The organism is Azoarcus sp. CIB (genome assembly GCF_001190925.1).
GTDB lineage: Bacteria > Pseudomonadota > Gammaproteobacteria > Burkholderiales > Rhodocyclaceae > Aromatoleum.
In genome coordinates this window covers 5,111,120-5,133,222 of the sequence record NZ_CP011072.1, presented here as the reverse complement: position 1 = coordinate 5,133,222, position 22,103 = coordinate 5,111,120, and the positions used below count along the sequence as shown (strand labels likewise).

The 22,103-nt window shown below is 65.9% G+C and carries 22 protein-coding genes; all 22 read left to right on the top strand.

Going from position 1 to position 22,103, the window contains the following annotated elements:
* The first annotated feature begins 57 nt into the window (after positions 1-57).
* The 22 genes from AzCIB_RS23055 to AzCIB_RS22950 all read left to right on the top strand — a co-directional run bounded on the left by AzCIB_RS23055 (position 58) and on the right by AzCIB_RS22950 (position 22,041).
* A complete protein-coding gene (locus AzCIB_RS23055) occupies positions 58-1,242 on the top strand; it encodes an ABC transporter substrate-binding protein (RefSeq protein WP_050418039.1) in 1,185 nt (394 codons plus the stop codon).
* Positions 1,243-1,486: 244 nt separating this feature from the next.
* Positions 1,487-2,353: a branched-chain amino acid ABC transporter permease gene (locus AzCIB_RS23050; protein ID WP_050418038.1), complete on the top strand. Its 867-nt coding sequence runs from the start codon at positions 1,487-1,489 to the stop codon at positions 2,351-2,353.
* 16 nt (positions 2,354-2,369) lie between these two features.
* A complete protein-coding gene (locus AzCIB_RS23045) occupies positions 2,370-3,338 on the top strand; it encodes a branched-chain amino acid ABC transporter permease (RefSeq protein WP_050418037.1) in 969 nt (322 codons plus the stop codon).
* Positions 3,331-4,089: an ABC transporter ATP-binding protein gene (locus tag AzCIB_RS23040; protein WP_050418036.1), complete on the top strand. Its 759-nt coding sequence runs from the start codon at positions 3,331-3,333 to the stop codon at positions 4,087-4,089. Before AzCIB_RS23045 ends, AzCIB_RS23040 begins: the two co-directional genes overlap by 8 nt.
* Before the next feature lie 70 nt (positions 4,090-4,159).
* On the top strand, positions 4,160-4,864 hold the full coding sequence (locus AzCIB_RS23035; RefSeq protein WP_050418525.1) for an ABC transporter ATP-binding protein: 705 nt from the start codon (positions 4,160-4,162) through the stop codon (positions 4,862-4,864).
* An 89-nt stretch (positions 4,865-4,953) separates the two neighbouring features.
* Entirely contained in the window at positions 4,954-5,724 is a 771-nt protein-coding gene (locus tag AzCIB_RS23030) for an alpha/beta fold hydrolase (RefSeq protein WP_050418035.1), read from the top strand.
* Between the two features lie 6 nt (positions 5,725-5,730).
* Positions 5,731-6,144, top strand: a complete 414-nt coding sequence (locus tag AzCIB_RS23025; RefSeq protein WP_050418034.1) for a benzoyl-CoA thioesterase — start codon at positions 5,731-5,733, stop codon at positions 6,142-6,144.
* A gap of 60 nt (positions 6,145-6,204) precedes the next feature.
* Complete coding sequence (locus AzCIB_RS23020; RefSeq protein ID WP_050418033.1) at positions 6,205-7,008, top strand: enoyl-CoA hydratase/isomerase family protein; 804 nt, start codon at positions 6,205-6,207, stop codon at positions 7,006-7,008.
* 184 nt (positions 7,009-7,192) lie between these two features.
* Positions 7,193-7,366 (top strand): rubredoxin, encoded by a 174-nt coding sequence (locus tag AzCIB_RS23015; protein ID WP_050418032.1) that lies wholly within the window; start codon positions 7,193-7,195, stop codon positions 7,364-7,366.
* A 366-nt stretch (positions 7,367-7,732) separates the two neighbouring features.
* Positions 7,733-8,872 (top strand): benzoyl-CoA reductase, bzd-type, subunit N, encoded by a 1,140-nt coding sequence (bzdN, locus tag AzCIB_RS23010; protein ID WP_050418031.1) that lies wholly within the window; start codon positions 7,733-7,735, stop codon positions 8,870-8,872.
* A 19-nt stretch (positions 8,873-8,891) separates the two neighbouring features.
* Positions 8,892-10,202, top strand: a complete 1,311-nt coding sequence (bzdO, locus tag AzCIB_RS23005; RefSeq protein ID WP_232299301.1) for a benzoyl-CoA reductase, bzd-type, subunit O — start codon at positions 8,892-8,894, stop codon at positions 10,200-10,202.
* Positions 10,203-10,433: 231 nt separating this feature from the next.
* On the top strand, positions 10,434-11,243 hold the full coding sequence (locus tag AzCIB_RS23000; RefSeq protein WP_232299300.1) for an acyl-CoA dehydratase activase: 810 nt from the start codon (positions 10,434-10,436) through the stop codon (positions 11,241-11,243).
* A 31-nt stretch (positions 11,244-11,274) separates the two neighbouring features.
* Positions 11,275-12,192: a benzoyl-CoA reductase, bzd-type, subunit Q gene (gene bzdQ, locus AzCIB_RS22995; RefSeq protein WP_050418030.1), complete on the top strand. Its 918-nt coding sequence runs from the start codon at positions 11,275-11,277 to the stop codon at positions 12,190-12,192.
* 47 nt (positions 12,193-12,239) lie between these two features.
* Positions 12,240-12,692: a GNAT family N-acetyltransferase gene (locus AzCIB_RS22990; protein WP_050418029.1), complete on the top strand. Its 453-nt coding sequence runs from the start codon at positions 12,240-12,242 to the stop codon at positions 12,690-12,692.
* 274 nt (positions 12,693-12,966) lie between these two features.
* Entirely contained in the window at positions 12,967-13,767 is an 801-nt protein-coding gene (locus tag AzCIB_RS22985; RefSeq protein WP_050418028.1) for an SDR family NAD(P)-dependent oxidoreductase, read from the top strand.
* Positions 13,768-13,995: 228 nt separating this feature from the next.
* On the top strand, positions 13,996-15,174 hold the full coding sequence (locus AzCIB_RS22980; RefSeq protein WP_050418027.1) for an acyl-CoA dehydrogenase family protein: 1,179 nt from the start codon (positions 13,996-13,998) through the stop codon (positions 15,172-15,174).
* 115 nt (positions 15,175-15,289) lie between these two features.
* Positions 15,290-15,952, top strand: coding sequence for a TRAP transporter small permease (locus tag AzCIB_RS22975; RefSeq protein ID WP_050418026.1), 663 nt, complete (start codon positions 15,290-15,292; stop codon positions 15,950-15,952).
* Positions 15,949-17,280, top strand: a complete 1,332-nt coding sequence (locus AzCIB_RS22970) for a TRAP transporter large permease (RefSeq protein WP_050418025.1) — start codon at positions 15,949-15,951, stop codon at positions 17,278-17,280. The genes AzCIB_RS22975 and AzCIB_RS22970 overlap by 4 nt, the downstream gene beginning before the upstream one ends.
* A gap of 40 nt (positions 17,281-17,320) precedes the next feature.
* On the top strand, positions 17,321-18,352 hold the full coding sequence (locus tag AzCIB_RS22965) for a TRAP transporter substrate-binding protein (protein ID WP_050418024.1): 1,032 nt from the start codon (positions 17,321-17,323) through the stop codon (positions 18,350-18,352).
* 69 nt (positions 18,353-18,421) lie between these two features.
* The gene (gene hbdA / locus AzCIB_RS22960; protein ID WP_050418023.1) at positions 18,422-19,993 is read left to right on the top strand and encodes a 3-hydroxybenzoate--CoA ligase HbdA; all 1,572 of its coding nucleotides are present in this window, start codon (positions 18,422-18,424) and stop codon (positions 19,991-19,993) included.
* Between the two features lie 429 nt (positions 19,994-20,422).
* On the top strand, positions 20,423-21,169 hold the full coding sequence (locus tag AzCIB_RS22955; RefSeq protein WP_050418022.1) for an SDR family NAD(P)-dependent oxidoreductase: 747 nt from the start codon (positions 20,423-20,425) through the stop codon (positions 21,167-21,169).
* A gap of 53 nt (positions 21,170-21,222) precedes the next feature.
* Positions 21,223-22,041 carry an enoyl-CoA hydratase family protein gene (locus AzCIB_RS22950; protein WP_050418021.1) on the top strand — a complete coding sequence of 273 codons (819 nt, stop codon included), beginning with the start codon at positions 21,223-21,225 and terminating at the stop codon, positions 22,039-22,041.
* The last annotated feature ends 62 nt before the right edge of the window (positions 22,042-22,103 follow it).

Below are 22,103 nucleotides of genomic sequence, written 5' to 3'. Positions count from 1 at the left end.
TACGAAACCGAACATACAAGGGGCTAAACCCCACCCATCCCGATGGAGGAGACAACCATGAAGAAGACGCAACAGACGCGCCGTACGATGATGCAAGTGATGCTGGGCCTGGTCGCCGGCACCCTGCTGCCCCTGGCCGCCGCGCAGGCCGCCGAGAAGATCAAGGTCGGCCTGATGCTGCCCTACACCGGCACCTATGCCGCCCTGGGCACCGCGATCACCAACGGCTTCAAGCAGTACGTGCAGGAGCAGGGCGGCAAGCTCGGCGGCTACGAGGTCGAGTATTCGGTCGTCGATGACGAGTCCGATCCCTCGAAGGCGACCGAGAACGCGTCCAAGCTCGTGAAGCGCGACAGCGTCGACGTCCTCGTCGGGACCGTGCATTCGGGCGTGGCCCTCGCGATGGCCAAGGTCGCGCGCGACACCAAGACGCTGCTGATCATCCCCAACGCCGGCGCCGACGAGCTGACCGGCCCGCTGTGTGCGCCGAACGTGTTCCGCAGCTCCTTCTCGGCCTGGCAGCCGGCCTACGCGATGGGCAAGATCGTCGCCGAGCGCGGCCACAAGAACGTCGTCACGGTGAGCTGGAAGTACTCCTTCGGCGAACAATCCGTCGCGGGCTTCAAGGAAGCCTTCGAGAAGGCCGGCGGCAAGGTCGCGAAGGAGCTCTACCTGCCCTTCCCGAACGTCGAGTTCCAGCCCTTCCTGACCGAGATCGCGTCGCTCAAGCCGGACGCCGTGTTCGTGTTCTTCGCCGGCGGCGGCGCGGTCAAGTTCGTCAAGGACTACGACGCGGCCGGCCTGAAGAAGTCCATCCCGCTCTACGGCTCGGGCTTCCTCACCGACGGCACGATCGATGCGATGGGCGGCTCGGGCGAAGGCGTGATGACGACGCTGCACTACGCCGACAACCTGACCAATCCGAAGGACCAGGCCTTCCGCAAGGCCTACGCGCTGACCTACAAGGCGCAGCCCGACGTGTATGCGGTGCAGGGCTATGACGCCGCGCAGATGCTCAAGACCGGCCTCGACGCGCTGAAGGGCGCCAAGTTCGACAAGGACGCCGTCGCCAAGGCGATGGAAACGGCGAAGATCGACAGCCCGCGCGGCGCCTTCACGCTGTCGAAGGCGCACAACCCGGTGCAGGACATTTACCTGCGTAAGGTTGAAGGCCGCGAGAACAAGCTCGTCGGCGTCGCCGAGAAGGCGTTGGCCGATCCGGCGCGCGGGTGTCGGATGTAAGGCCAACTCGCCCAGCGATCGGTTCAGACAGGGTCCCTTCCCCTTCAAGGGGAAGGACAGGATGGGGATGGGTTTCTTTCAGGCGCTTCGGCGTCCACCCATCCCCACCCCAGCCCTCCCCTTGAAGGGGAGGGAGTGACCGTGCCGCATCGAACCATATCGACGGGTCGATAGTTCGCAAGCCCTTCCGCTTCACTCCACACATATCCAGGCGCCCTGAAAAGGCGCCCGGAGGGGAAGACTCATGGATTTCGTATCCTTCCTGATCCAGGTGCTGAACTCGCTGCAGTACGGCCTGCTGCTGTTCCTGGTCGCCAGCGGGCTGACGCTGGTGTTCGGCATCATGGGCATCATCAACCTCGCGCACGGCAGCTTCTACATGGTGGGCGCCTACCTCGCGTTCGCGCTGACGAGCCTGACGGGCAACCTGATGCTGTCGATCGCGCTGGGCATCCCGCTTGCGTTCGCGTTCGGCGCGATCCTCGAATGGGCGCTGTTCTCGCATCTGTACAAGCGCGACCACCTCGAGCAGGTGCTGCTGACCTACGGCCTGATCCTGATCTTCGAGGAGCTGCGTAGTCTCATGGTCGGCGACGACGTGCACGGCGTGACGATCCCCGAGCTGTTCTCGGCTTCGATCCCGCTGTCGGACAACCTCAGCTACCCCGTGTATCGGCTGGTGATCTCGGTCGTGTGCCTGGCGCTCGCCGGCGGGCTGTACTCGCTCATCCAGAAGACGCGCCTGGGCATGATGATCCGCGCCGGCAGCCACGACCGCGACATGGTCAAGGCGCTCGGCATCGACATCAACCTGCTGTATCGCACCGTGTTCGCGCTCGGTGTCGCGCTCGCCGCGCTGGCAGGAATGCTCGCCGCGCCGATCTCCTCCGTCTATCCGGGCATGGGCTCTTCCGTGCTGATCATCTCCTTCGTCATCGTCGTGATCGGCGGCGTCGGTTCGGTGTGGGGCGCGCTCGTCGCGGCGCTGGTGATCGGTTTCGCGGATACCTTCGGCAAGGTGCTGCTGCCCGATCTCGCGGGCCTGATGGTTTATTTGGTGATGGCTCTGGTGCTCTTGTGGCGCCCCGAAGGCATCTTCAAGAAGGCTTAAGAGGAAGGATGAGGCAATGAATTCCCGTACAACCACGTTCTTCAAGCTGGCCGTGATGGCCGGCGTGCTCGCCTTCCCGGCCTTCGGCTCGGACTTCTATGCCGAGATGGTCGCCAAGGTGCTGATCCTGGCGATCTTCGCGATGAGTCTCGATCTGCTCGTCGGCTTCACCGGCCTGGTGAGCTTCGGCCATGCGGCCTACTTCGGCATCGCCGCCTACGCGGTCGCGCTGATGACCCCCAAGTACGACCCGGCGAACCTGTGGCTCGCGCTGCCGGCCTCGGTGCTGGCGGCAGGGCTCGCGGCCTTCGTGATCGGGCTCTTCGTGCTGCGCACCAAGGGCATCTACTTCATCATGGTGACGCTCGCCTTTGCGCAGATGGCCTACTACGTGTTCCACGACACGCCGGTGGGCGGCGGCTCGGACGGCATCTACCTCAACTTCAAGCCGGACGCGGCGATCGCCGGCTGGGCGCCGTTCGACCTCAACGAGCCGCTGCATCTGTACTACTTCGTCGTCGCGGCGATGCTGGCCGTGTATGGCCTGTTGAAGCTGGTGCTGCGCTCGCCCTTCGGGCGCGTGCTGGTCGGCATCCGCAGCAACGAGCACCGCATGCTCTCGCTCGGCTACGCGACCTTCCGCTACAAGCTCGCCGCATTCACGCTGGCGGGCGCCCTGGCCGGTGTCGCGGGCTTCCTGTACGCGGTGCTGTTCGGCTTCGTCACGCCCGAGTACCTGTCGTGGCACAAGTCCGGCGACGTGCTGCTGATGGTGATCCTCGGCGGCATGGGCAACCTCGCCGGCGCGATCGCCGGGGCCGCGGCGCTGGTCGGCCTGCAGGAAATCTTCACCGGCATGACCAAGCACTGGCAGCTGCTGATGGGCCTCACCATCGTCGCGGCGGTGCTCTTCATGCCGGGCGGCATGGCCGCGACACCCGCCCGCATCATGGCGCGCATCAACGGGGGAAAGACCAATGAGTGAAGTCCTGCTTGCCGCCGAGGGCATGACCCGCCGCTTCGGCGGGCTGCTCGCGAACCACAAGGTCAATATCCAGCTCGAGCGCGGCGTGCTGCATGCGCTGCTGGGGCCCAACGGCGCGGGGAAATCGACCTGCATCAACATGCTGTCGGGCGACCTGCCGCCGTCCGAAGGCACGATCCGCTACAAGGGCGAGGACATCACCGCGCTCACCGCCTACCAGCGCTCGCGCATCGGCATCGGGCGCAGCTACCAGCGCACCAACATCTTCCCCAAGTTCACGGTGCTGGAGAACTGCCGCCTCGCCGCGCAGTCGAGGAAGCCGCGCCCGTGGAGCCTGCTGACCAACGCACTGCGCATGCCCGAAGCGGTCGAACGTGCACGCGCGGCGATCGCCGAGGCGGGCCTGTCGGGCCGCGAGGATCGCGTCGCCGGCACGATGTCGCACGGCGAGCAACGCCAGCTGGAGATCGCGATGGTGCTCGCGACCGACGCCGAAGTGCTGCTGCTCGACGAGCCGCTCGCCGGCATGGGCTCCGAGGAGTCCGCGCAGATGGTCACGCTGTTGAACCGCCTGAAGGCGACGCGCGCGATCCTGCTCGTCGAGCACGACATGGACGCGGTGTTCGCGGTCGCCGACCGCATCACCGTGATGGTCAACGGCCAGGTGCTGGAATCGGGCTCACCGGAGCAGATCCGCAACAGCCCGGACGTGCAGGCGGCCTACCTGGGACACGAGGCGGAGCATGAATGACATGACCATGTTCAGAGCGAACGAAGCGGCGGCGGCGCCGGCCGCGGAGCAGAGTCCCGACCAGCGCGAGATGCTGCTCGAGGCGATCGGCCTGCATACCTATTACGGCTCCAGTCACATCCTGCACGGCGTGAATTTCCACATCCGCAAGGGCGAGGCGCTCGGGCTGATGGGCCGCAACGGCATGGGCAAGACGACGCTGATCCGCACGATGATGGGCTTCCTCACGCCCAAGGCCGGCGGCGTGCTGGTGCGCGGCCAGCGCATGACGGGCGGGCCGACGCACAAGATCGCGAAGCTGGGCATCGCCTATGTGCCCGAAGGCCGCGGCATCTTCCCGAACCTGACGGTCAGGGAGAATCTGATCATGGCCGCGCGCGCCGGCGTCGACGGCCAGCGCGAGTGGACCTTCGACCGCGTGATGGCGACCTTCCCGCGGCTTGCCGAGCGCATCGAGAACGGCGGCGGCAATCTGTCGGGCGGCGAGCAGCAGATGCTCACGATCGGCCGCGCGCTGATGACGAACCCGGATCTGCTGATCCTCGACGAGGCGACCGAGGGCCTGGCGCCCCTGATCGTGCGCGAAATCTGGCGCGTGATCCGCGAGATCCGCGACAGCGGCATCGCCACCGTGATCGTCGACAAGAACCATGCGGCCATCACCGCGCTGACCGACCGCTCGATGATCCTCGTGAAAGGCCAGGTCGTGTTTGATGGCCCGAGCGTGGAGGTGCGCAATAATCCCGAGCTCATCAAGAAACACCTGGGGGTCTGAGATGAACGGCCCCCACGCTCATTAACTACATTTCGCTGCCCCCCGAGGGGGCACAGGCGTCCCTTGGGGCGGCCCGGCGGGAGACCTGAATGAAGCAAGTGCTAATTGGAGGCAAGCGTCTCGAATACGTCCGCCTGCCCTCGTCGCATCCGCGCGAGGGCGCGCCCGCGATCGTGTTCCTGCACGAGGGGCTGGGTTCCGTATCGATGTGGCGGGACTTCCCGCAGAAGGTCGCGGACGCGACCGGCTGCGAGGCCATCGTCTATTCGCGCGCAGGCTACGGGCGTTCCGACCCGGCCGAGCTGCCGCGCACGACGCGTTACATGCACGACGAGGGCCTCAAGGTGCTGCCGGCCTTCCTCGACGCGCTGCAGCTCGACCGGCCCATCCTGCTCGGCCACTCCGACGGCGGCTCGATCGCGCTGATCTGCGCGGGCGGCACCGGCACGCCGCTCGCGGGCGTGGTCCTGATGGCGCCGCACGTGTTGGTCGAAGACATCTCGGTCGACAGCATCGCCCAGGCCAAGGTCGCGTGGCAGAGCACCGACCTGCCGGCGCGCCTGGGCAAGTACCACGCCGATGTCGAGGCCGCCTTTTGGGGCTGGAACGACATCTGGCTGCATCCGGATTTCCGCGCGTGGAACATCGAGGAATACGTGCCGGGCATCGCCTGCCCGGTGCTCGCGATTCAGGGCGAGGACGACGAATATGGCACCATGGACCAGATCGACCGCATCGCCGCACAGGCGCGCGACGTGGATCTCGTCAAGCTCGCCGACTGCCGCCACTCCCCCCACAAGGACCAGCCCGCGGCCGTGATCGAGGCCGTCGGCGAATTCGTGAACCGTATCCTGGACTGAACGACCATGATCTTCGAATGCAAGAAATCCATCCGCTTCCACCACTGCGACCCCGCCGGCATCGTCTTCTACCCGCAGTGCCTGGTGCTGTGCAATGAAGTCGTCGAGGACTGGTTCGACGACGGCATCGGCGTCGACTTCTACAAGTTGCACGCCGAAATTCACCGCGGCGTGCCGATGCGCCACCTCGAAGTCGACTTCATCGCGCCGAGCATGCACGGCGACGAACTGACCTTTACGCTCTACGTCGCGCGTATCGGCGGCAGCTCGATGGACATCGTCACCACCGCGACGATGGGCGAGCAGGTGCGCTTCCGCGCGAAGCAGACGGTGGTGTGGGCCGATCTCGGCGGCGCGCCGCGCTCGACCCTGATCGATGACGAATGGCGCGAGCGCTTCAGCCGCTATCTGATGGACTAGGCCGCGGAACCACCGATTCGGCGGGATTTCATCTCGCCCTACGATGACGAAGGACAGACGATGGACTACAGCCGCTACACCAACCTCAAGGTCGAACTCCACGATCACGGCATCGCCGAAGTGATCCTCGGCGAACCCGGCAAGCTCCCCGCCGCGGACGCCGCCGGCCACGGCGAGCTCGCCGACATCTGGCGCGACCTCGACCGCGACCCGGCCGTGTCGGTGATCGTCGTGCGCGGCCAGGACAAAGGCTTCTCGGCCGGCGGCACGCTGGACCTCGTGGCCGCGATGGTCGACGAGTTCGAGCATCGCGCCCGCGTGTGGAAGGAAGCACGCGACATCGTGTACAACATGATCAACTGCTCGAAGGTCATCGTCTCCGCGATCAACGGCCCGGCGGTCGGCGGCGGCCTCGCGGTCGCGCTGCTGGCGGACATCTCGATCGCTGCAAAGAATGCGCGCCTGATCGACGGCCACACCCGGCTCGGCGTCGCCGCCGGCGACCACGCCGCGATCATCTGGCCTCTCTTGTGCGGCATGGCGAAGGCCAAGCTGCATCTGCTGCTGTCGAACGAGATCAGCGGCGAGGAAGCCGAGCGCATCGGCCTCGTGTCGATGGCGGTCGAGGCCGAGGTCCTGCGCGACACCGCCTTCGACGTCGCACGAAAACTCGCCGCCGGCCCACAGACCGCGTTGCGCTGGACCAAGCACAGCCTCAACAACTGGCTGCGCCAGGCCGGCCCGATCTTCGACAACTCGGTCGCGCTGGAGATGCTGGGCTTCACCGGACCCGAGGTGCGCGAAGGCCTGGCGGCCGTGCGTGAGCGAAGGACGCCGAATTTCCCGGCAGGCTCGCCGATATGACATTCACGAGGTTCCGCAACCCCGTGACCGTAGGGCGGGAGGAGCGCAGCGCATCCCGCCACGCGGCGGTGCCGGCCCGATACGCCCATTTGGCGGGATAGCTCCCGCCCTACGAAAAACCGCAATCCCACAACAGCGCCGCAGAGCGCCCGAACCCACCCGCAACGACAGAGAGACCGCCATCATGACCACCTACCAGTGCAGCGCCTGCTACTTCCCCTACAACGAGGCCGACGGCCTGCCCGACGACGGCATCGCGCCCGGTACCAAGTGGGAAGACGTGCCCGAGGACTGGGTCTGCCCGGACTGTGGCAACGGCAAGGAACACTTCAACCCGGCGCCCGAGCAGGAGGGCTGAGGCACGCCACAGCCTGTCGCCGACGCTGCAGCGCATCGCGCCTGCCCTGAGGGGCCGCGCCACCTCCACGCCTGATCCCTTGCGGGGCAGGGCAGCAATGCCTTGCCCCGCTTTCCGTTTACCGGTCTCCCCGCAGCCGTTTCCCCGCGCCTGACGTTTCCCGCCGGCGAACGTCCGCATGCACTCCACTGCATGCAAATGAATAATTGTTCATTCATCTCTTGATTTCGTAAAAACTCGCAGGTAGAGTGAACGAACATTCAGTCAGTTGATGGGCATCAAACAGACTGAACAGGTGGCGGGACCGGAACGACTTGGCCGGACAGGCTCCCCGACAGGGCGGGGCAATCAAAAGGAGACAGGTTCATGAACGACGGATTGTTTGACCAGTTCAAAGAGTGGTACGAGAAGCGCCACGACTACGCCCGCGCATGGAAGGCGCGCACCGGCGGCCAGGTCGTCGCAACGATGTGCACCTACACGCCGGAAGAGCTCCTGATCGCGGCCGGCATGCTGCCGGTGCGCGTGCTCGGCGCGCACGAGCCGCAGAACGTGACCGAGCCGCACATCTTCGGCATGTTCTGTCCGTTCTGCCGCGACTCGCTCGCACAGGGCCTGCTGGGCCGCTTCGACTACGCGGAAGGCGTCACGCTGACGCAGTCCTGCATCCAGTACCGCCAGGCCTACAGCTCGTGGCGCCAGAACGTGCCGAGCGTGCAGTGGGACTACTACGTCGCGATGCCGAACGACGTGCAGTCGCCGCATTCGCGCAAGGCGCATTACGCCGAGATCCAGCAGTTCCGCGTGTTCCTGCAGACGCTCACCGGCAAGGAAATCACCGACGCCATGCTGCGCGACGCGCTCGCGGTGATGGACGAGAACCGCCGCCTGCTGCGCGAGCTGTTCGACTACCGCAAGGCGGATGAACCCAAGGTCACCGGCGTCGAGGCGCTGTACGCGTCGATCACCGTGCAGTTCATCGACAAGCGCGAACACAACGAGATGCTGAAGAAGGTGCTCGCCGCGCTGCCGGCGCGCAAGGTGACGCGGCCGACGGGCGCGCGCTTCATGACCATCGGTTCGGAGAACGACGACGTCTCCTTCATGGCGATGGTCGAGTCGGTTGGTGCCACCATCGTGATCGACGACCAGTGCTCCGGCACGCGCTACTTCTGGAACGCGTCGAAGAACGACGACGACGTGGTCAAGGCCATCGCGGACCGCTACTGCGACCGCCCGGCCTGCCCGACCAAGGACTACCCGGCGCACACCCGCTTCGATCACGTGCTGAACCTGGCCAAGGAATACAAGGTGCAGGCGGCCGTCTTCCTGCAGCAGAAGTTCTGCGATCCGCACGAGGGCGACTACCCGGACCTGAAGCGTCACCTCGAAGCCAACGGCATCCCGACGCTGTTCCTCGAATTCGACATCACGAACCCGATCGGCCCGTTCCGCATCCGCATCGAAGCGATGCTCGAGACGCTGAGCGAAGAAGAACTGTTCTGAGCCCCACAGGAGACTAGTCATGGACATGAAGGCGCTTTACCCGACCGAGCCGCTCAAGCTGTGGAGCAAGGCCAAGGAGCTGCGCGAGCAGTATTATCAGAACTACGCCCGCGCCAAGGAAAACGGCGGCATCCGCTGGTCCGCGGCCGGCTGGTCCTTCGACGCGATCCCGACCTCGCTCGGCGACGACGTCTATCCGCTGACCGGCGAGCCGTATTCGGCAGGCGTGTCACTCGACAAGAAGTTTACGCAGCGCTGCCTCGACGCAGCCGAGTCCTACGGCTTCGCCCGCGACATGTGCTCCTACATGCGCATCTACTGGGGCAGCATGCACCTCGACGAGTACTTCTACGGCGGCAAGTGGCCGAAGTCGGACTTCATCTACCAGACGCAGATCTGCTGCTCGCACGCGAAGTGGTACCAGCACGTCGCGCGCGTGAAGAACATCCCCGACTTCTATGTCGACGTCTCGGTCGGCGCGTACAAGGACCTCACCCCGGAACGGCTCGACTACGTGACGGCGCAGCTGCACGACTCGATCGAGTTCGTCGAGAAGGCGACCGGGCGCAAGTGCGACGACGAGCTGCTGATCCGCGCGATCAAGAACGAGATGCGCTCGACCAGCCGCTGGGCGCAGATCTGCGAGCTGCAGAAGGCTCGCCCCGCGCCGCTCGACGAGAAGACGATGTACTCGCTTTACGTGCTGTGCATCCTGCACAAGTCGTCGCAGTGGTGCGCGGACTTCATGGACGAGCTGTACGACGAAGTGAAGGACCGCGTCGTGCGCGGCATTGCCGCGGTGCCCAACGAGCGCTGCCGCCTGATGTCCGACACGCAGCCGCCCTGGCCCTTCCTGAAGATCTTCCGCTACCTCGAGAGCTACGGTGCGGTGTCGATCGGCTCCCTCTACACCTTCGGCCTCGAAGGTACCTGGGAGTACAAGGAGGACGGCTCCTGGGGCGCGCGCACCGTGCCGTGGGAGAAGGGCATCGAGATGAACGATCGCGACACGGCGCTGCGCCTGTATGCGGACTGGAACCTCTCGAAGCCGCTGTGGCAGCAGTTCTTCGACCCCTCGGTGAAGTCCGAGATGATGCTCAACATCGCGCGCGACTGGGGTGTCGACGGCTGCATGATGCACCTCAACCGCGGCTGCGAAGGCCTGTCGGTCGGCATCATGGAAAACCGCCAGGCGATGGCCAAGGCCGGCATCCCGATCATGACCTACGAGGGGAACATGGGCGACGAGCGGGAGTTCGACGAGGTGCGCACGCAGGGGCGCGTCGATGCCTTCATGGAGCAGCTCGGGCTGCGCAAGCTGGCCGTCTGATTGGTGGGCTTCTTGTTCCTCCCCCTTCAAGGGGGGAGGTTTAGGAGGGGGATGGGTTTCGGTGGTGGCCGCTGAACCCATCCCCACCCCAACCCTCCCCTTGAAGGGGAGGGAGCAGGCCCTGCAACTCGCAAACCTATTACCCAATTGCTCGCCGCGCTAAAACCCCAAACCCCGCAGAGAGCGACGCGCGCGGACGACACGTACAAGCAATGCCAACGAGATGAGGACATGAAGATGATCACAGCAGGAATCGACATGGGTTCGCGCAGCGTGAAGGTCGTGCTGCTTGAAGAGCTCGACATGGAAGGCAAGCCGCAGCTGTTCGTCAAGAAGGCGCACATGATGCTGCCGGGCGACCTCGATGCGGACCAAGCCGCCGAACGGGCCTACGACGATGCGTTGAAGGCGGCGGGCGTGAGCCGCGACCAGGTGAAGTCGGTTTTCGCCACCGGCGCAGGCCGCAGCCAGGTCGCCTTCGCGACCGAAGGCGTCACCGAGATGACGGCCGGTGCGCGCGGCGCTGTGTACATGTATCCGCAGGCCCGCACCGTGGTGGACGTCGGTGCCGAGGAAGGTCGTGGCATCAAGACCGACTCGGCCGGCAAGGCCATCGACTTCGCCGGCAACGAGAAGTGCGCCGCGGGTGCGGGTTCCTTCGCCGAGGCGATGAGCCGCGCGCTGCAGCTGTCGCTCAAGGAGTTCGGCGAGGCGAGCCTGAAGTCGGACAAGAGCATCCCGATGAACGCGCAATGCACAGTGTTCGCGGAGTCGGAAGTGGTGTCGCTGATCCACTCCTCGACGCCCAAGGAAGACATTGCGAAGGCGGTGCTGGATGCGGTGGCGAGCCGCGTGTGCGCGATGGTTCGTCGCGTCGGCATCGAAGGCAACGTCGTGCTGATCGGCGGCATGGGCCACAACCCTGGTTTCGTCCAGTCGCTGAAGAACGCGATGGAGGTGGACGAGGTGCTGCTGCCCGAGCTGCCCGAATTCGCCAGCGCGCTAGGCTGCGCGCTGATCGCGGCCGAGCGCCTGCACTGAACCGACCGGACATGAATCGAGGAGCACGCAAATGAATGCAGGAATGGACGAAGCAAAGTTGGCCACCGCCGCCCCCGAGAAGAAGGAATTCTGGCGCTGGCAGGAAAACACCTGGTACGACGAGACCAAGAACTGGAAGGACGCCAAGATCATCACCTGCGGCATCGACGTCGGGTCGGTGTCCTCGCAGGCGGTGCTGGTCTGTGACGGCGAGCTGTATGGCTACAACAGCATGCGCACCGGCAACAACTCGCCGGACTCGGCCAAGAATGCCCTGCAGGGCATCATGGACAAGATCGGCATGAAGCTCGAGGACATCAACTACGTCGTCGGCACCGGCTACGGCCGCGTGAACGTGCCCTTCGCCCACAAGGCGATCACCGAAATTGCCTGCCATGCCCGCGGCGCGAACTACATGGGCGGCAACAAGGTGCGCACCATCCTCGACATGGGCGGCCAGGACTGCAAGGCCATCCACTGCGACGAGAAGGGCAAGGTCACGAACTTCCTGATGAACGACAAGTGCGCAGCCGGAACGGGTCGCGGCATGGAAGTCGTCTCCGACCTGATGCAGATCCCGATCGCCGAACTCGGTCCGCGCTCGTTCGACGTGGAAAAAGAGCCGGAAGCCGTCTCCTCGGTGTGCGTCGTCTTCGCCAAGTCGGAGGCGCTCGGCCTGCTCAAGGCTGGCTACACGAAGAACATGGTGATCGCGGCGTACTGCCAGGCGATGGCCGAGCGTGTCGTGAGCCTGCTGGAGCGTATTGGTGTCGAGGAAGGCTTCTTCATCACCGGCGGCATCGCGAAGAACCCGGGCGTCGTGAAGCGGATCGAGAAGCTGCTGGGCATCAAGGCCGTCGATACCAAGATCGACAGCCAGATCGCGGGCGCGCTGGGCGCGGCACTCTTCGGCTACACGCTGATGCAGAAGCAGGCCGTCAAGGCCTGAGCTTGAGGCGCGCCCGGTCCGGGCGCGCCATCCACGGAGGAAGACACATGGCGAACCAGACGCGGGTCATGCGGGTGCTCAGGAAAGACGATCTGGACGCGATCGTCCGCATCGACCAGGTAGCCTCGAAGCAGGACCGGCGCGAGTACTACACGCGCAAGATCGAGGCGACACTGAACCCGAATCACAACATCAACGTGTCGCTCGTGTGCGAGATCGACGGCCGCGTCGCCGGTTTCGTCATGGGCGACGTCTATTTCGGCGAGTTCGGCATCCCCGAGACCTCGGCGACGATCGACACCATCGGCGTCGATCCGGAGTTGCAGGCACACGGTGTCGGCAGCGAGCTGCTCGACCAGTTCATGACCAACATGAAGGTGGCGGGCGTGAAGAAGGTGTATACGTCGGTGAACTGGGACGACTTCGCGCTCGCGCGGTTTTTCTCGCGCCAGCGCTTCGCCCCGTCGAAGCGGGTCAACCTGGAATACGCGGTCGCCTGACGCCGTACGCAGGATGCCCGGAAAGCGTGCGAGGCCGGATTTCCGGCCTCGTTTCCTTCCGGCGAGCCGGTCCCTGGCGGCGCATCAGCATCGTTATTTCACTGGTTAAAGCCGCACGCGGAAACAGGATTCGGTCTTGGCCATGAACGGGCAAATTCCCGTTGACGCCACTACCAAAATGAACGAGTATTCATTCACCGAACGGCGGCGTACTTCAGATACTGGAAACGCCGCGTTCTCGCCCCGGCAGGGGCAACCGAAAGTGGAGGATGTGATGACGGCAGATTCTGGTCGTGCCCTCGCTGGAAAACACGTGGTGATCACCGGCGGTGGCCGCGGTATCGGTGCCGCGATCGCGGCGGCGCTGTCTGCGCAGGGCGCACGCCTCACGCTTATGGGACGCAACCGCGGGCAGCTCGAAGAGCGGGCCGCAGTGCTGCGTACGCTCGGCGGCGAGTCCTGCGAAGTGCATTGCGAGGCTGTCGATGTCGCCGACGAGGCATCGGTGGTATCGGCCTTTGCCGCCGCCGCCAAACGCCTCGGCCCGGTCGCGGTGCTGGTCAACAACGCCGGCCAGGCGGGCAGCGCCCCTTTCCTGCGCACCGAAAGCGCGCTGTGGCAGCAGATGCTGGCCGTGAATCTCACCGGCACCTATCTCGCGACCCGCGCCGCGCTGCCGGACATGCTCGCGGCGGGCTGGGGCCGCATCATCAACGTCGCCAGCACCGCGGGGGAGAAGGGCTACCCCTACGTCACCGCCTACTGCGCCGCCAAGCACGGCGTCATCGGCCTGACGCGCTCGCTGGCACTCGAGCTTGCGCACAAGCACGTCACCGTGAACGCCGTGTGTCCCGGCTATACCGATACCGACATCGTGCGCGACGCGGTAACCAACATCCGCGAGAAGACGGGCCGCAGCGAAGCCGAGGCGCTCGCCGAGCTGGCGAAGCACAACCCCCAAGGTCGACTGGTGCGCCCGGAGGAGGTCGCCAATGCGGTGCTGTGGCTGTGCCTGCCGGGCTCCGATGCGATCACCGGTCAGGCGATCTCGGTGTCCGGCGGCGAGGTGATGTGAGGCAGCCCGCAAGGGGGCGACGGAGTTATTGGTACGGCAACTCCCTCCCCTTCAAGGGGAGGGTTGGGGTGGGGATGGGTCTAGCAGCCGTCGCTGAAACCCATCCCCCTCCTGACCTCCCCCTTGAAGGGGGAGGAACGCAGTGCCCGAGCGGGCGCCGCATCGGACAGAAACCATAAGGAGCAGGGCGGGCGCAACCGGCGCACCGACCCGAGAGGAGACGCAAAGATGAGTGATCGAAGCTATCTGGAGTGGCCCTTTTTCGAAGAGCGCCACCGCGGCATGCAAGTCGAGCTTGAAGCCTGGGCCGCCGCGCACATCGACGGCCACCCGCACGGGGACCTGGACGACGCCTGCCGTGAGCTGGTGCGCAAACTCGGTGCTGACGGCTGGTTGCGCTACATGGTCGGCGGCACTGCCTACGGCGGCCGGCACGACACCATCGACACGCGCGCCGTGTGTCTGCTGCGCGAGACGCTGGCACGCCATTCCGGTCTCGCCGACTTCGCCTTGGGCATGCAGGGGCTGGGCTCGGGGGCGATCACGCTGCACGGCACCGATGCGCAGAAGCGCAAGTACCTGAGCGAAGTTGCTGCCGGCCGTGCAATCCCCGCCTTCGCGCTGTCCGAGCCGGATTCCGGTTCCGACGTCGCGGCGATGGCGTGCAGCGCGCGTCGCGACGGCAATGACTACGTGCTCGACGGCGAGAAGACGTGGATCTCCAACGGCGGCATCGCCGACTTCTATGTCGTGTTCGCCCGCACGGGCGAGGCGCCGGGCGCACGCGGGCTGTCGGCCTTCATCGTGGAGGCGAATCTGCCCGGCTTCGAGATCGCCGAGCGCATCGACGTGATCGCCCCGCATCCGCTGGCACGCCTGCGCTTCACCGGCTGTCGCGTGCCCGCAGCAAACCTGCTGGGAGCGCCGGGGCAGGGCTTCAAGGTCGCGATGCAGACGCTGGACATCTTCCGTACTTCCGTCGCCGCCGCCGCGCTCGGCTTCGCGCGCCGCGCGCTCGACGAAGGCCTGCGCCGTGCGACCACGCGCGACATGTTCGGCAAGAAACTCGCGGACTTCCAGATCACGCAGGCCAAGCTCGCGCAGATGGCGACCCACGTCGACACCGCCGCGCTCCTGACCTACCGCGCCGCGTGGATGCGCGACCAGGGCAAGAACATCACCGGCGCCGCGGCGATGGCCAAGATGACCTCCACCGAGACCGCGCAGCAGGTCATCGATGCCGCCGTGCAGTTGTGGGGCGGCTGCGGTGTCGTCAGCGAGCACCCGGTCGAACGCCTGTACCGCGAGATCCGCGCGCTGCGCATCTACGAGGGGGCGACCGAGGTGCAGCAGCTCATTATCGCCCGGCAGACCCTCTCCGCCTGGGAGCAGGAACAGGCCGTCTGAGCCTGGCAAGGGATCGCGGCGGGCGTCGTACGGCGCCCGCCGCACGCTCCCATTTTCTCGGCATGTCTAATGAGTGAACGTTCAACCAGTTGAACGCACGAGGAGGAGACAAACCATGCATGCAAGCGTAGTGAGCCTGAACGCGGCCAGCGCCGCCGGGCTGCGGCCCGCCAAGGTGTGCGGCGCCACAAGCGCAGAGCAGGAGGAGGGCGTGAATGAGGACGCCGGCGTCCAGCTCGAACCCGGTTCGATCAAGCATGTCGCACACCCTGAAGCCTTGCCGCACGGGCCGTGGGGCCGCCGCCTGTACGCGGCGAGCCGCGTATCCGCGCTGATGGGGGGAACGATCTTCATGCTGCTGATCGGCATGTCCCTCGTGTCCATCGTCGGGCGCAAGCTGTTCGCACTGCCCGTGCCGGGCGATTTCGAGGTCTTGCAGATGGGCGCGGCCGTGGCGTCGGCGACCTTCTTCTCGTACTGCCAGATGGTCGACGGCCACGTGCGCGTCGACTTCTTCACACACTGGCTGCCGCAGCGCGGGCGCGCCTTCCTCGACGGCTTCGCGGCGCTGCTGATGGGTGCCGTTGCGCTGCTCATCGCGTGGCGGACAGGCGTCGCGGCCGTGTCGTCCTACGAATCGGGCGAGGCCTCGCTGATGCTGGGCTGGCCGGGCTGGATCTCGATCGCGCTGATCGTGCCGGCCTTCGTGCTGTTCGCAGCGACCAGCCTGTACACCGCGGGCCGTCGCTTCCGCGTCATGATCGGAGGTGAAAAATGAGCGGTATTGCGATCGGCGCGACGATGTTCGCGGTGCTGCTGGTGCTGCTGGTGCTGCGCGTGCATATCGGCATCACGATGTTCCTCGTCGGCGCAGCGGGCTACCTGACGATGATGGGGGGCGAAATCAATCCCTTCCTCAACACGCTGAAGAACCTCGCCTATGCGCGGCTCTCCAACTACGATCTGGCCGTCATCCCGATGTTCCTGCTGATGGGCCAGTTCGCGACCCACGGCGGCCTGTCGCGCGCGCTGTTCCGCTGCGTGAGCTCGCTGGTCGGGCACTGGCGCGGGGGCGTCGCGATCGCCTCGACCGGCGCTTGTGCGGGCTTCGGCGCCATCTGCGGCTCCTCGCTCGCGACCGCGGCGACGATGGGCCAGGTCGCGCTGCCGGAGCTCAAGCGCTACAACTACTCGGGTGCATTGGCGACGGGCGCCCTGGCTGCCGGCGGCACGCTCGGCATCCTGATCCCGCCCTCGGTGCCGCTGGTCATCTACGCGGTGCTCACGCAGGAGTCGATCGGCAAGCTCTTCATGGCCGCGGTGCTGCCGGGCCTGATTGCCATGCTTGGCTACATGCTGGTGATCCGTATCATCGTCACGCTCAAGCCCGAGGCCGGTCCGGCCGGCCCCCACGTGCCGCTGGCGGAGAAGCTGCGCTCGATCGCCAACGTCACGCCGGTCGCCCTGATCTTCCTCGTCGTCATCGTCGGCATCTACGGCGGCTGGGCCAACCCGACCGAGGCGGCCTCGATCGGCGCCGCGGCCTGCGGCATCCTCGCGGTCGTCACCGGCGGCATGCGTGCCGAAGGCATCCGGGAGAGCGTGCTCGGGGCCGCCGAGGCCACCGCGATGATCTTCCTCGTGCTGCTCGGCGCCGACATGCTCAACACCGGCCTTGCGCTCACGCAGATGCCGGCCGAGCTCGCGAACTGGGTCAAGGACAGCGGCCTGTCCCCGCTGCTGGTGCTCACCGCGATCCTGCTGATCTACGTCTTCCTCGGCTGCGTCATGGATGCGCTGGCGATGATCCTGCTGACTATCCCCATCTTCTATCCGATGGTGATGGGGCTGGAGTTCTGGGGCCTGACCCCGGACGAGAAGTCGATCTGGTTCGGCATCCTGGTGCTGATGGTGGTCGAGATCGGCCTCGTGCATCCGCCGGTCGGCATGAACATCTACATCATCAACAAGGCCGCCAAGGACGTGCCGCTCACCGACACCTTCCGCGGGGTGATGCCCTTCCTCGCATCGGACGTCGTGCGCATCACACTGCTGCTGTTCTTTCCCGCCATATCGCTTTACCTGGTCCGGACCTTCGGCGGCTGACAAGCCGAGGCCGGCCTTCCATTACAAAGAGGAGACGCGAATGAACACCGGAAAACTGCTCAAGCCGCTGCTGGCCGCCCTGCTGCTCGCGGGCGGCGCCGCCCAGGCCCAGTCGGACAAGGTCGTGACGCTGCGCGTGCATCACTTCCTGCCACCGTCATCGAACACTCAGGTCAAGTTCCTCGAACCCTGGTGCGCCAAGATCGGCGCCGAATCGGGCGGGCGCCTGAAGTGCCAGATCTACCCCGCGATGCAGATGGGCGGCACGCCGCCGCAGCTCTTCGACCAGGCCAAGGACGGCGTCGCCGACATCGTCTGGGCGGTGCCCGGCTACCAGGCGGGCCGCTTCCTCGTCTCGGAGGTGTTCGAACTGCCCTTCATGGGCAGCTCGGGCGAGAAGTCCAGCCGCGCGCTGTGGACCTACGCGACGAAGAATGCCACCGCGGAATTCAAGGGTGTGCGCCCGCTGGTGTTCCACGTCATCTCGGGCATGGCGCTGCACACGACGAAGAAGCAGGTCAAGACGATCGACGACCTCGCAGGACTGAAGCTGCGCGCGCCGACGCGACTGGCGACCAAGATGGTCGCGGCGCTGGGCGCCACCCCGGTACCGATGCCGGTGCCGATGGTCACCGAGAGCCTCGCCAAGGGCGTGATCGACGGCGCGATGATCCCCTGGGAAGTCGTGCCGGCGATGAAGGTCCAGGAGGTCGTCAAGTTTCACAGCGAAACCGACCCCAGCCTGCCGCTGCTGTCGACGACGACCTTTATCCTGGCGATGAACCCGGCGAAATATGACAGCCTGCCGCCCGAGCTGAAGCAGGTCATCGACGCCAACAGCGGCCCGGAAGTGTCCGCATGGGCGGGCAAGATCTGGGACGAGGCGACGCTGACCGGGCGCCAAGCGGGCGTCGACCGCAAGAACACCTTCTACACGGTGCCTGCTGCCGAGGTGGGCAAGTGGCAGAAGGCGTCCGAGTCGGTCACGGCCGACTGGGTCAAGGAAGTCAGCGCCAAGGGCTATGACGGACAGAAGTTGTTGGCTGAAGCCCAGTCCCTTCTCAAGAACTGAGCGGCTTGCGGCCCGCCTTGCGCCCCGGCATGCCCCGCCGGGGACCCCTTCGGTCGTCCTGGAGCAGATATGAGTTTTGACAATAGTGCGCGCTGCGGCGCGATGAACGCCGCCGACGAGATCATCGGCCCTCCCCTCGCGCAGGGTCTCGCCGACCAGCCCGCGATCGTCGGCGGCGCGCGTTCCGTCACCTACGGTGAACTCGAGGCGATGGTCAATCGCACCGGCAACGCCATGAAGGCGCACGGCGTCGGGCGCGGCGAGCGTGTCCTCTTCCTGATGGACGATTCGCCCGAGATGGTCGCGGGCTACCTGGGCGCGATGCGCATTGGCGCCGTCGCGGTAGCCCTCAACGTGCGGCTCGCACCGCGCGACGTGCGCTATGTGATCGAGGACAGCGCCTGTCGCCTGCTGTTCGTCGATGCGGAATTCGCCCATCTTTACCAGGAAATCGCCGGCGAGCTTGCCGACCCGCCGCAAGTCGTCGTGCGCGGTGCACCGCAACGCATCGGCATGGCGCTCGACGATTTCGTCGCGGGGCAGCCCGACACGCTGGCATCCGAGCCTGCGGCGCCCGAAGACATCGCCTTCTGGGTGTATTCCTCGGGCACGACGGGACGGCCCAAGGCGGTGATGCACTCTCACGGCTGCGTGCTGATCGCCGACCGCATGGAGGCCGAATACTTCGGTGTACGCCCGGGCGATCGCATCTTCGCGACGTCGAAAATGTTCTTCGGCTGGGCGCTGGGCCATTCCATGATGGGCGGGCTGCGCTGCGGCGCGACGGTCATCGTCGCGGCCGGCTGGCCCGACCCGGTGCGCATGATCGAGGTGGTCGACACCCACCGCCCGACGCTGTTCTTCAGCACGCCGGTGATGTATCGCAACCTGCTGCGCGAGGGGGTAGGCGCGAGTGAGGGCTTCCGCAACGTGCGCCATTTCCTGTCGGCGGGCGAGAAGCTGCCCGAGACGCTGTACCAGTCCTGGCTGGAAGCGACCGGCAAGCCCCTCATCGACGGAATCGGCGCCTCGGAGACGATCTTCCTCTTCCTCGTCAATGACGCGGGCGCGCAACGGCCCGGCTCTTGCGGCAAGCCCGTGCCCTGGGCCGAAGTGCGCCTGGTCGACGAGGCCGGCGCGGACGTCGTCGAGCCCGACATCCCGGGTCAGATCGCGATCCGCACGCCCTCGCAGTTCCGCGGCTACTGGAATCTGCCCGAACAGACGGCGAAGTCCTTGCGCGATGGCTGGTATTTCCCCGGCGACATGTTCAGCTTCGACCGTGACGGCTACTGGTATCACAACGGCCGCGCCGACGACATGCTCAAGATCTCCGGCCAGTGGGTGAGTCCGTCGGAGATCGAGGGGTGCGCGATGACCGCCCCCGGCATCGCAGAGGCTGTCGTCGTCGGCGTGCCGCAGGAGGACGGCCTCACGCGCCTCGTGCTCGTGGCCGTACCGAAGGACCCCTCGGCAAGCCAGTCGCGCCTGTCCACCCAGGTGCAGGACACCCTGATGGCGAACCTCTCGATCTACAAATGCCCCCGCACGGTGCGCTTCGTGGACGAGCTGCCGCGTACTGCGACCGGCAAGATCCAGAAGTTCCGTCTGCGCGAGCTGCTCAAGGCCGGGCGGCTGTAGGGCGCCCGGCCGCCAGTCGGCCTGCGCCCCGGTCGGATACGCACGGACTTAGGGCGGGAGGAGCGCAGCGTATCCCGCCAACCCCGCAGCCGGGGGCATACTCACCCGCTGCATGGCGGGATCCGCCTTCGGCTCCTCCCGCCCTACGAAACTGATTGAGCATTCATTTCAAACGGCCGGATCTCCGGCAGGTTGCATGCATGCGTCGGGCATTTGAATGCCCGTGACAACGCTTCATAACAAGCGGACACGGTGCTCATGGGATTCTTCCGATTTTCGCGAAAGGGGTTGACTAAGTCGATCGAGTGAACGATCATTCATTCAACTGCTGGCGGAACCGGAAACGGCACGCTGCAGCAAACAGATAACGGGGCGGCGGAAGCGAAGGCGCCCCAGACTCGACTGACTGGTGAATGAGGAGACAGACAAATGAACCTGCAAGGCAAAACGGCCGTCGTCACCGGCGGCGCATCGGGGATCGGGTATGCGACGGCGGAGACGCTGGCGCGGGCGGGTGCCAAGGTCGTGATCGGAGACATCGACGCGGCCAAGGGCGCGGCTGCGGCCGGCATGCTCGCCGAGCAACACCTCGACGTCGACTTCGTCCGGCTGGACGTGACCGACATCGACTCCATTCACGCCTTCCGTGACGAAACCTATCGCCGCCATCCCCAGGTCGACATCGTCGCCAACGTGGCCGGATGGGGCAAGATCCAGCCCTTCATGGAGAACACGCCCGACTTCTGGCGCAAGGTGATCGACCTCAACCTGCTCGGGCCGGTTGCGGTGTCGCATGCCTTCCTGCAGCAGATGATCGAGCGCGGCTCGGGCAAGATCGTCACCGTGTCGAGCGACGCCGGTCGCGTCGGCAGCCTCGGCGAGACCGTCTATTCGGGTGCCAAGGGCGGCGCGATCGCCTTCACCAAGTCGCTCGCCCGCGAAGTCGCGCGCTACAACATCAACGTCAACTGCGTGTGCCCCGGCCCGACCGACACGCCCCTGCTGCAGGCCGTGCCGGAGAAGCACCGCGAAGCCTTCGTCAAAGCCACGCCGATGCGCCGCCTCGCCAAGCCGTCCGAGCTCGCCGACGCCGTGCTGTTCTTCGCCAGCGACCGCGCGAGCTTCATCACCGGTCAGGTCATCAGCGTCAGCGGCGGTCTCACGCTCGCCGGATGAGTGATTGTTCATTCGCAATACGCAAGCACGCAATCCACTCCCAGGAGAATCTCATGTACAAGCTCAAAGCCGCCGAATGGCGTCCGGAACACTTCAAGCTCGAAGTCGCCGACCGTGTCGCGACCATCACCCTCAACCGCCCCGAGCGCAAGAATCCGCTCACCTTCGAGAGCTACGCCGAACTGCGCGACACCTTCATCAAGCTGCAGTACGCCGAGGACGTGCGCGCGGTCGTGATGACCGGCGCCGGCGGCAACTTCTGCTCGGGCGGCGACGTGCATGACATCATCGGCCCGCTGACCAAGATGGACATGACCGGCCTGCTGGCCTTCACGCGCATGACCGGCAATCTGGTCAAGGAGATGCGCAACTGCCCGCAGCCCATCATCTCGGCGGTCGACGGCGTGTGCGCCGGCGCCGGCGCGATCATCACGATGGCCTCCGACCTGCGCTACGCGACGCCCGAGGCGAAGACCGCCTTCCTCTTCGTGCGTGTGGGCCTCGCCGGCTGCGACATGGGCGCGTGCAGCATCCTGCCGCGCATCATCGGCCAGGGCCGCGCCTCCGAGCTGCTCTACACCGGCCGCTCCATGAGCGCCGAGGAGGGTCGCGCCTGGGGTTACTTCAATGACGTCGTGCCGGCCGAGAAGGTGTTGGCGAAGGCGCAGGAGATGGCGCTGTCGCTCGCCAACGGCCCGGCCTTCGCGCATTCGGTGACGAAGAAGTGCCTGCACCAGGAATGGAACCAGACCATCGAGCAGGCGCTCGAGACCGAAGCCGAAGCACAGGCGATCTGCATGCAGACGGAGGATTTCACGCGCGCCTACAACGCCTTCGTGAACAAGCAGGTGCCGAAGTTCGAAGGTAATTGACGTTTCGGCGCGCCGGGCGGCCGTCCCCGCGGCCCGGATGCGCCTTGTCGTGCGGCCGTGCG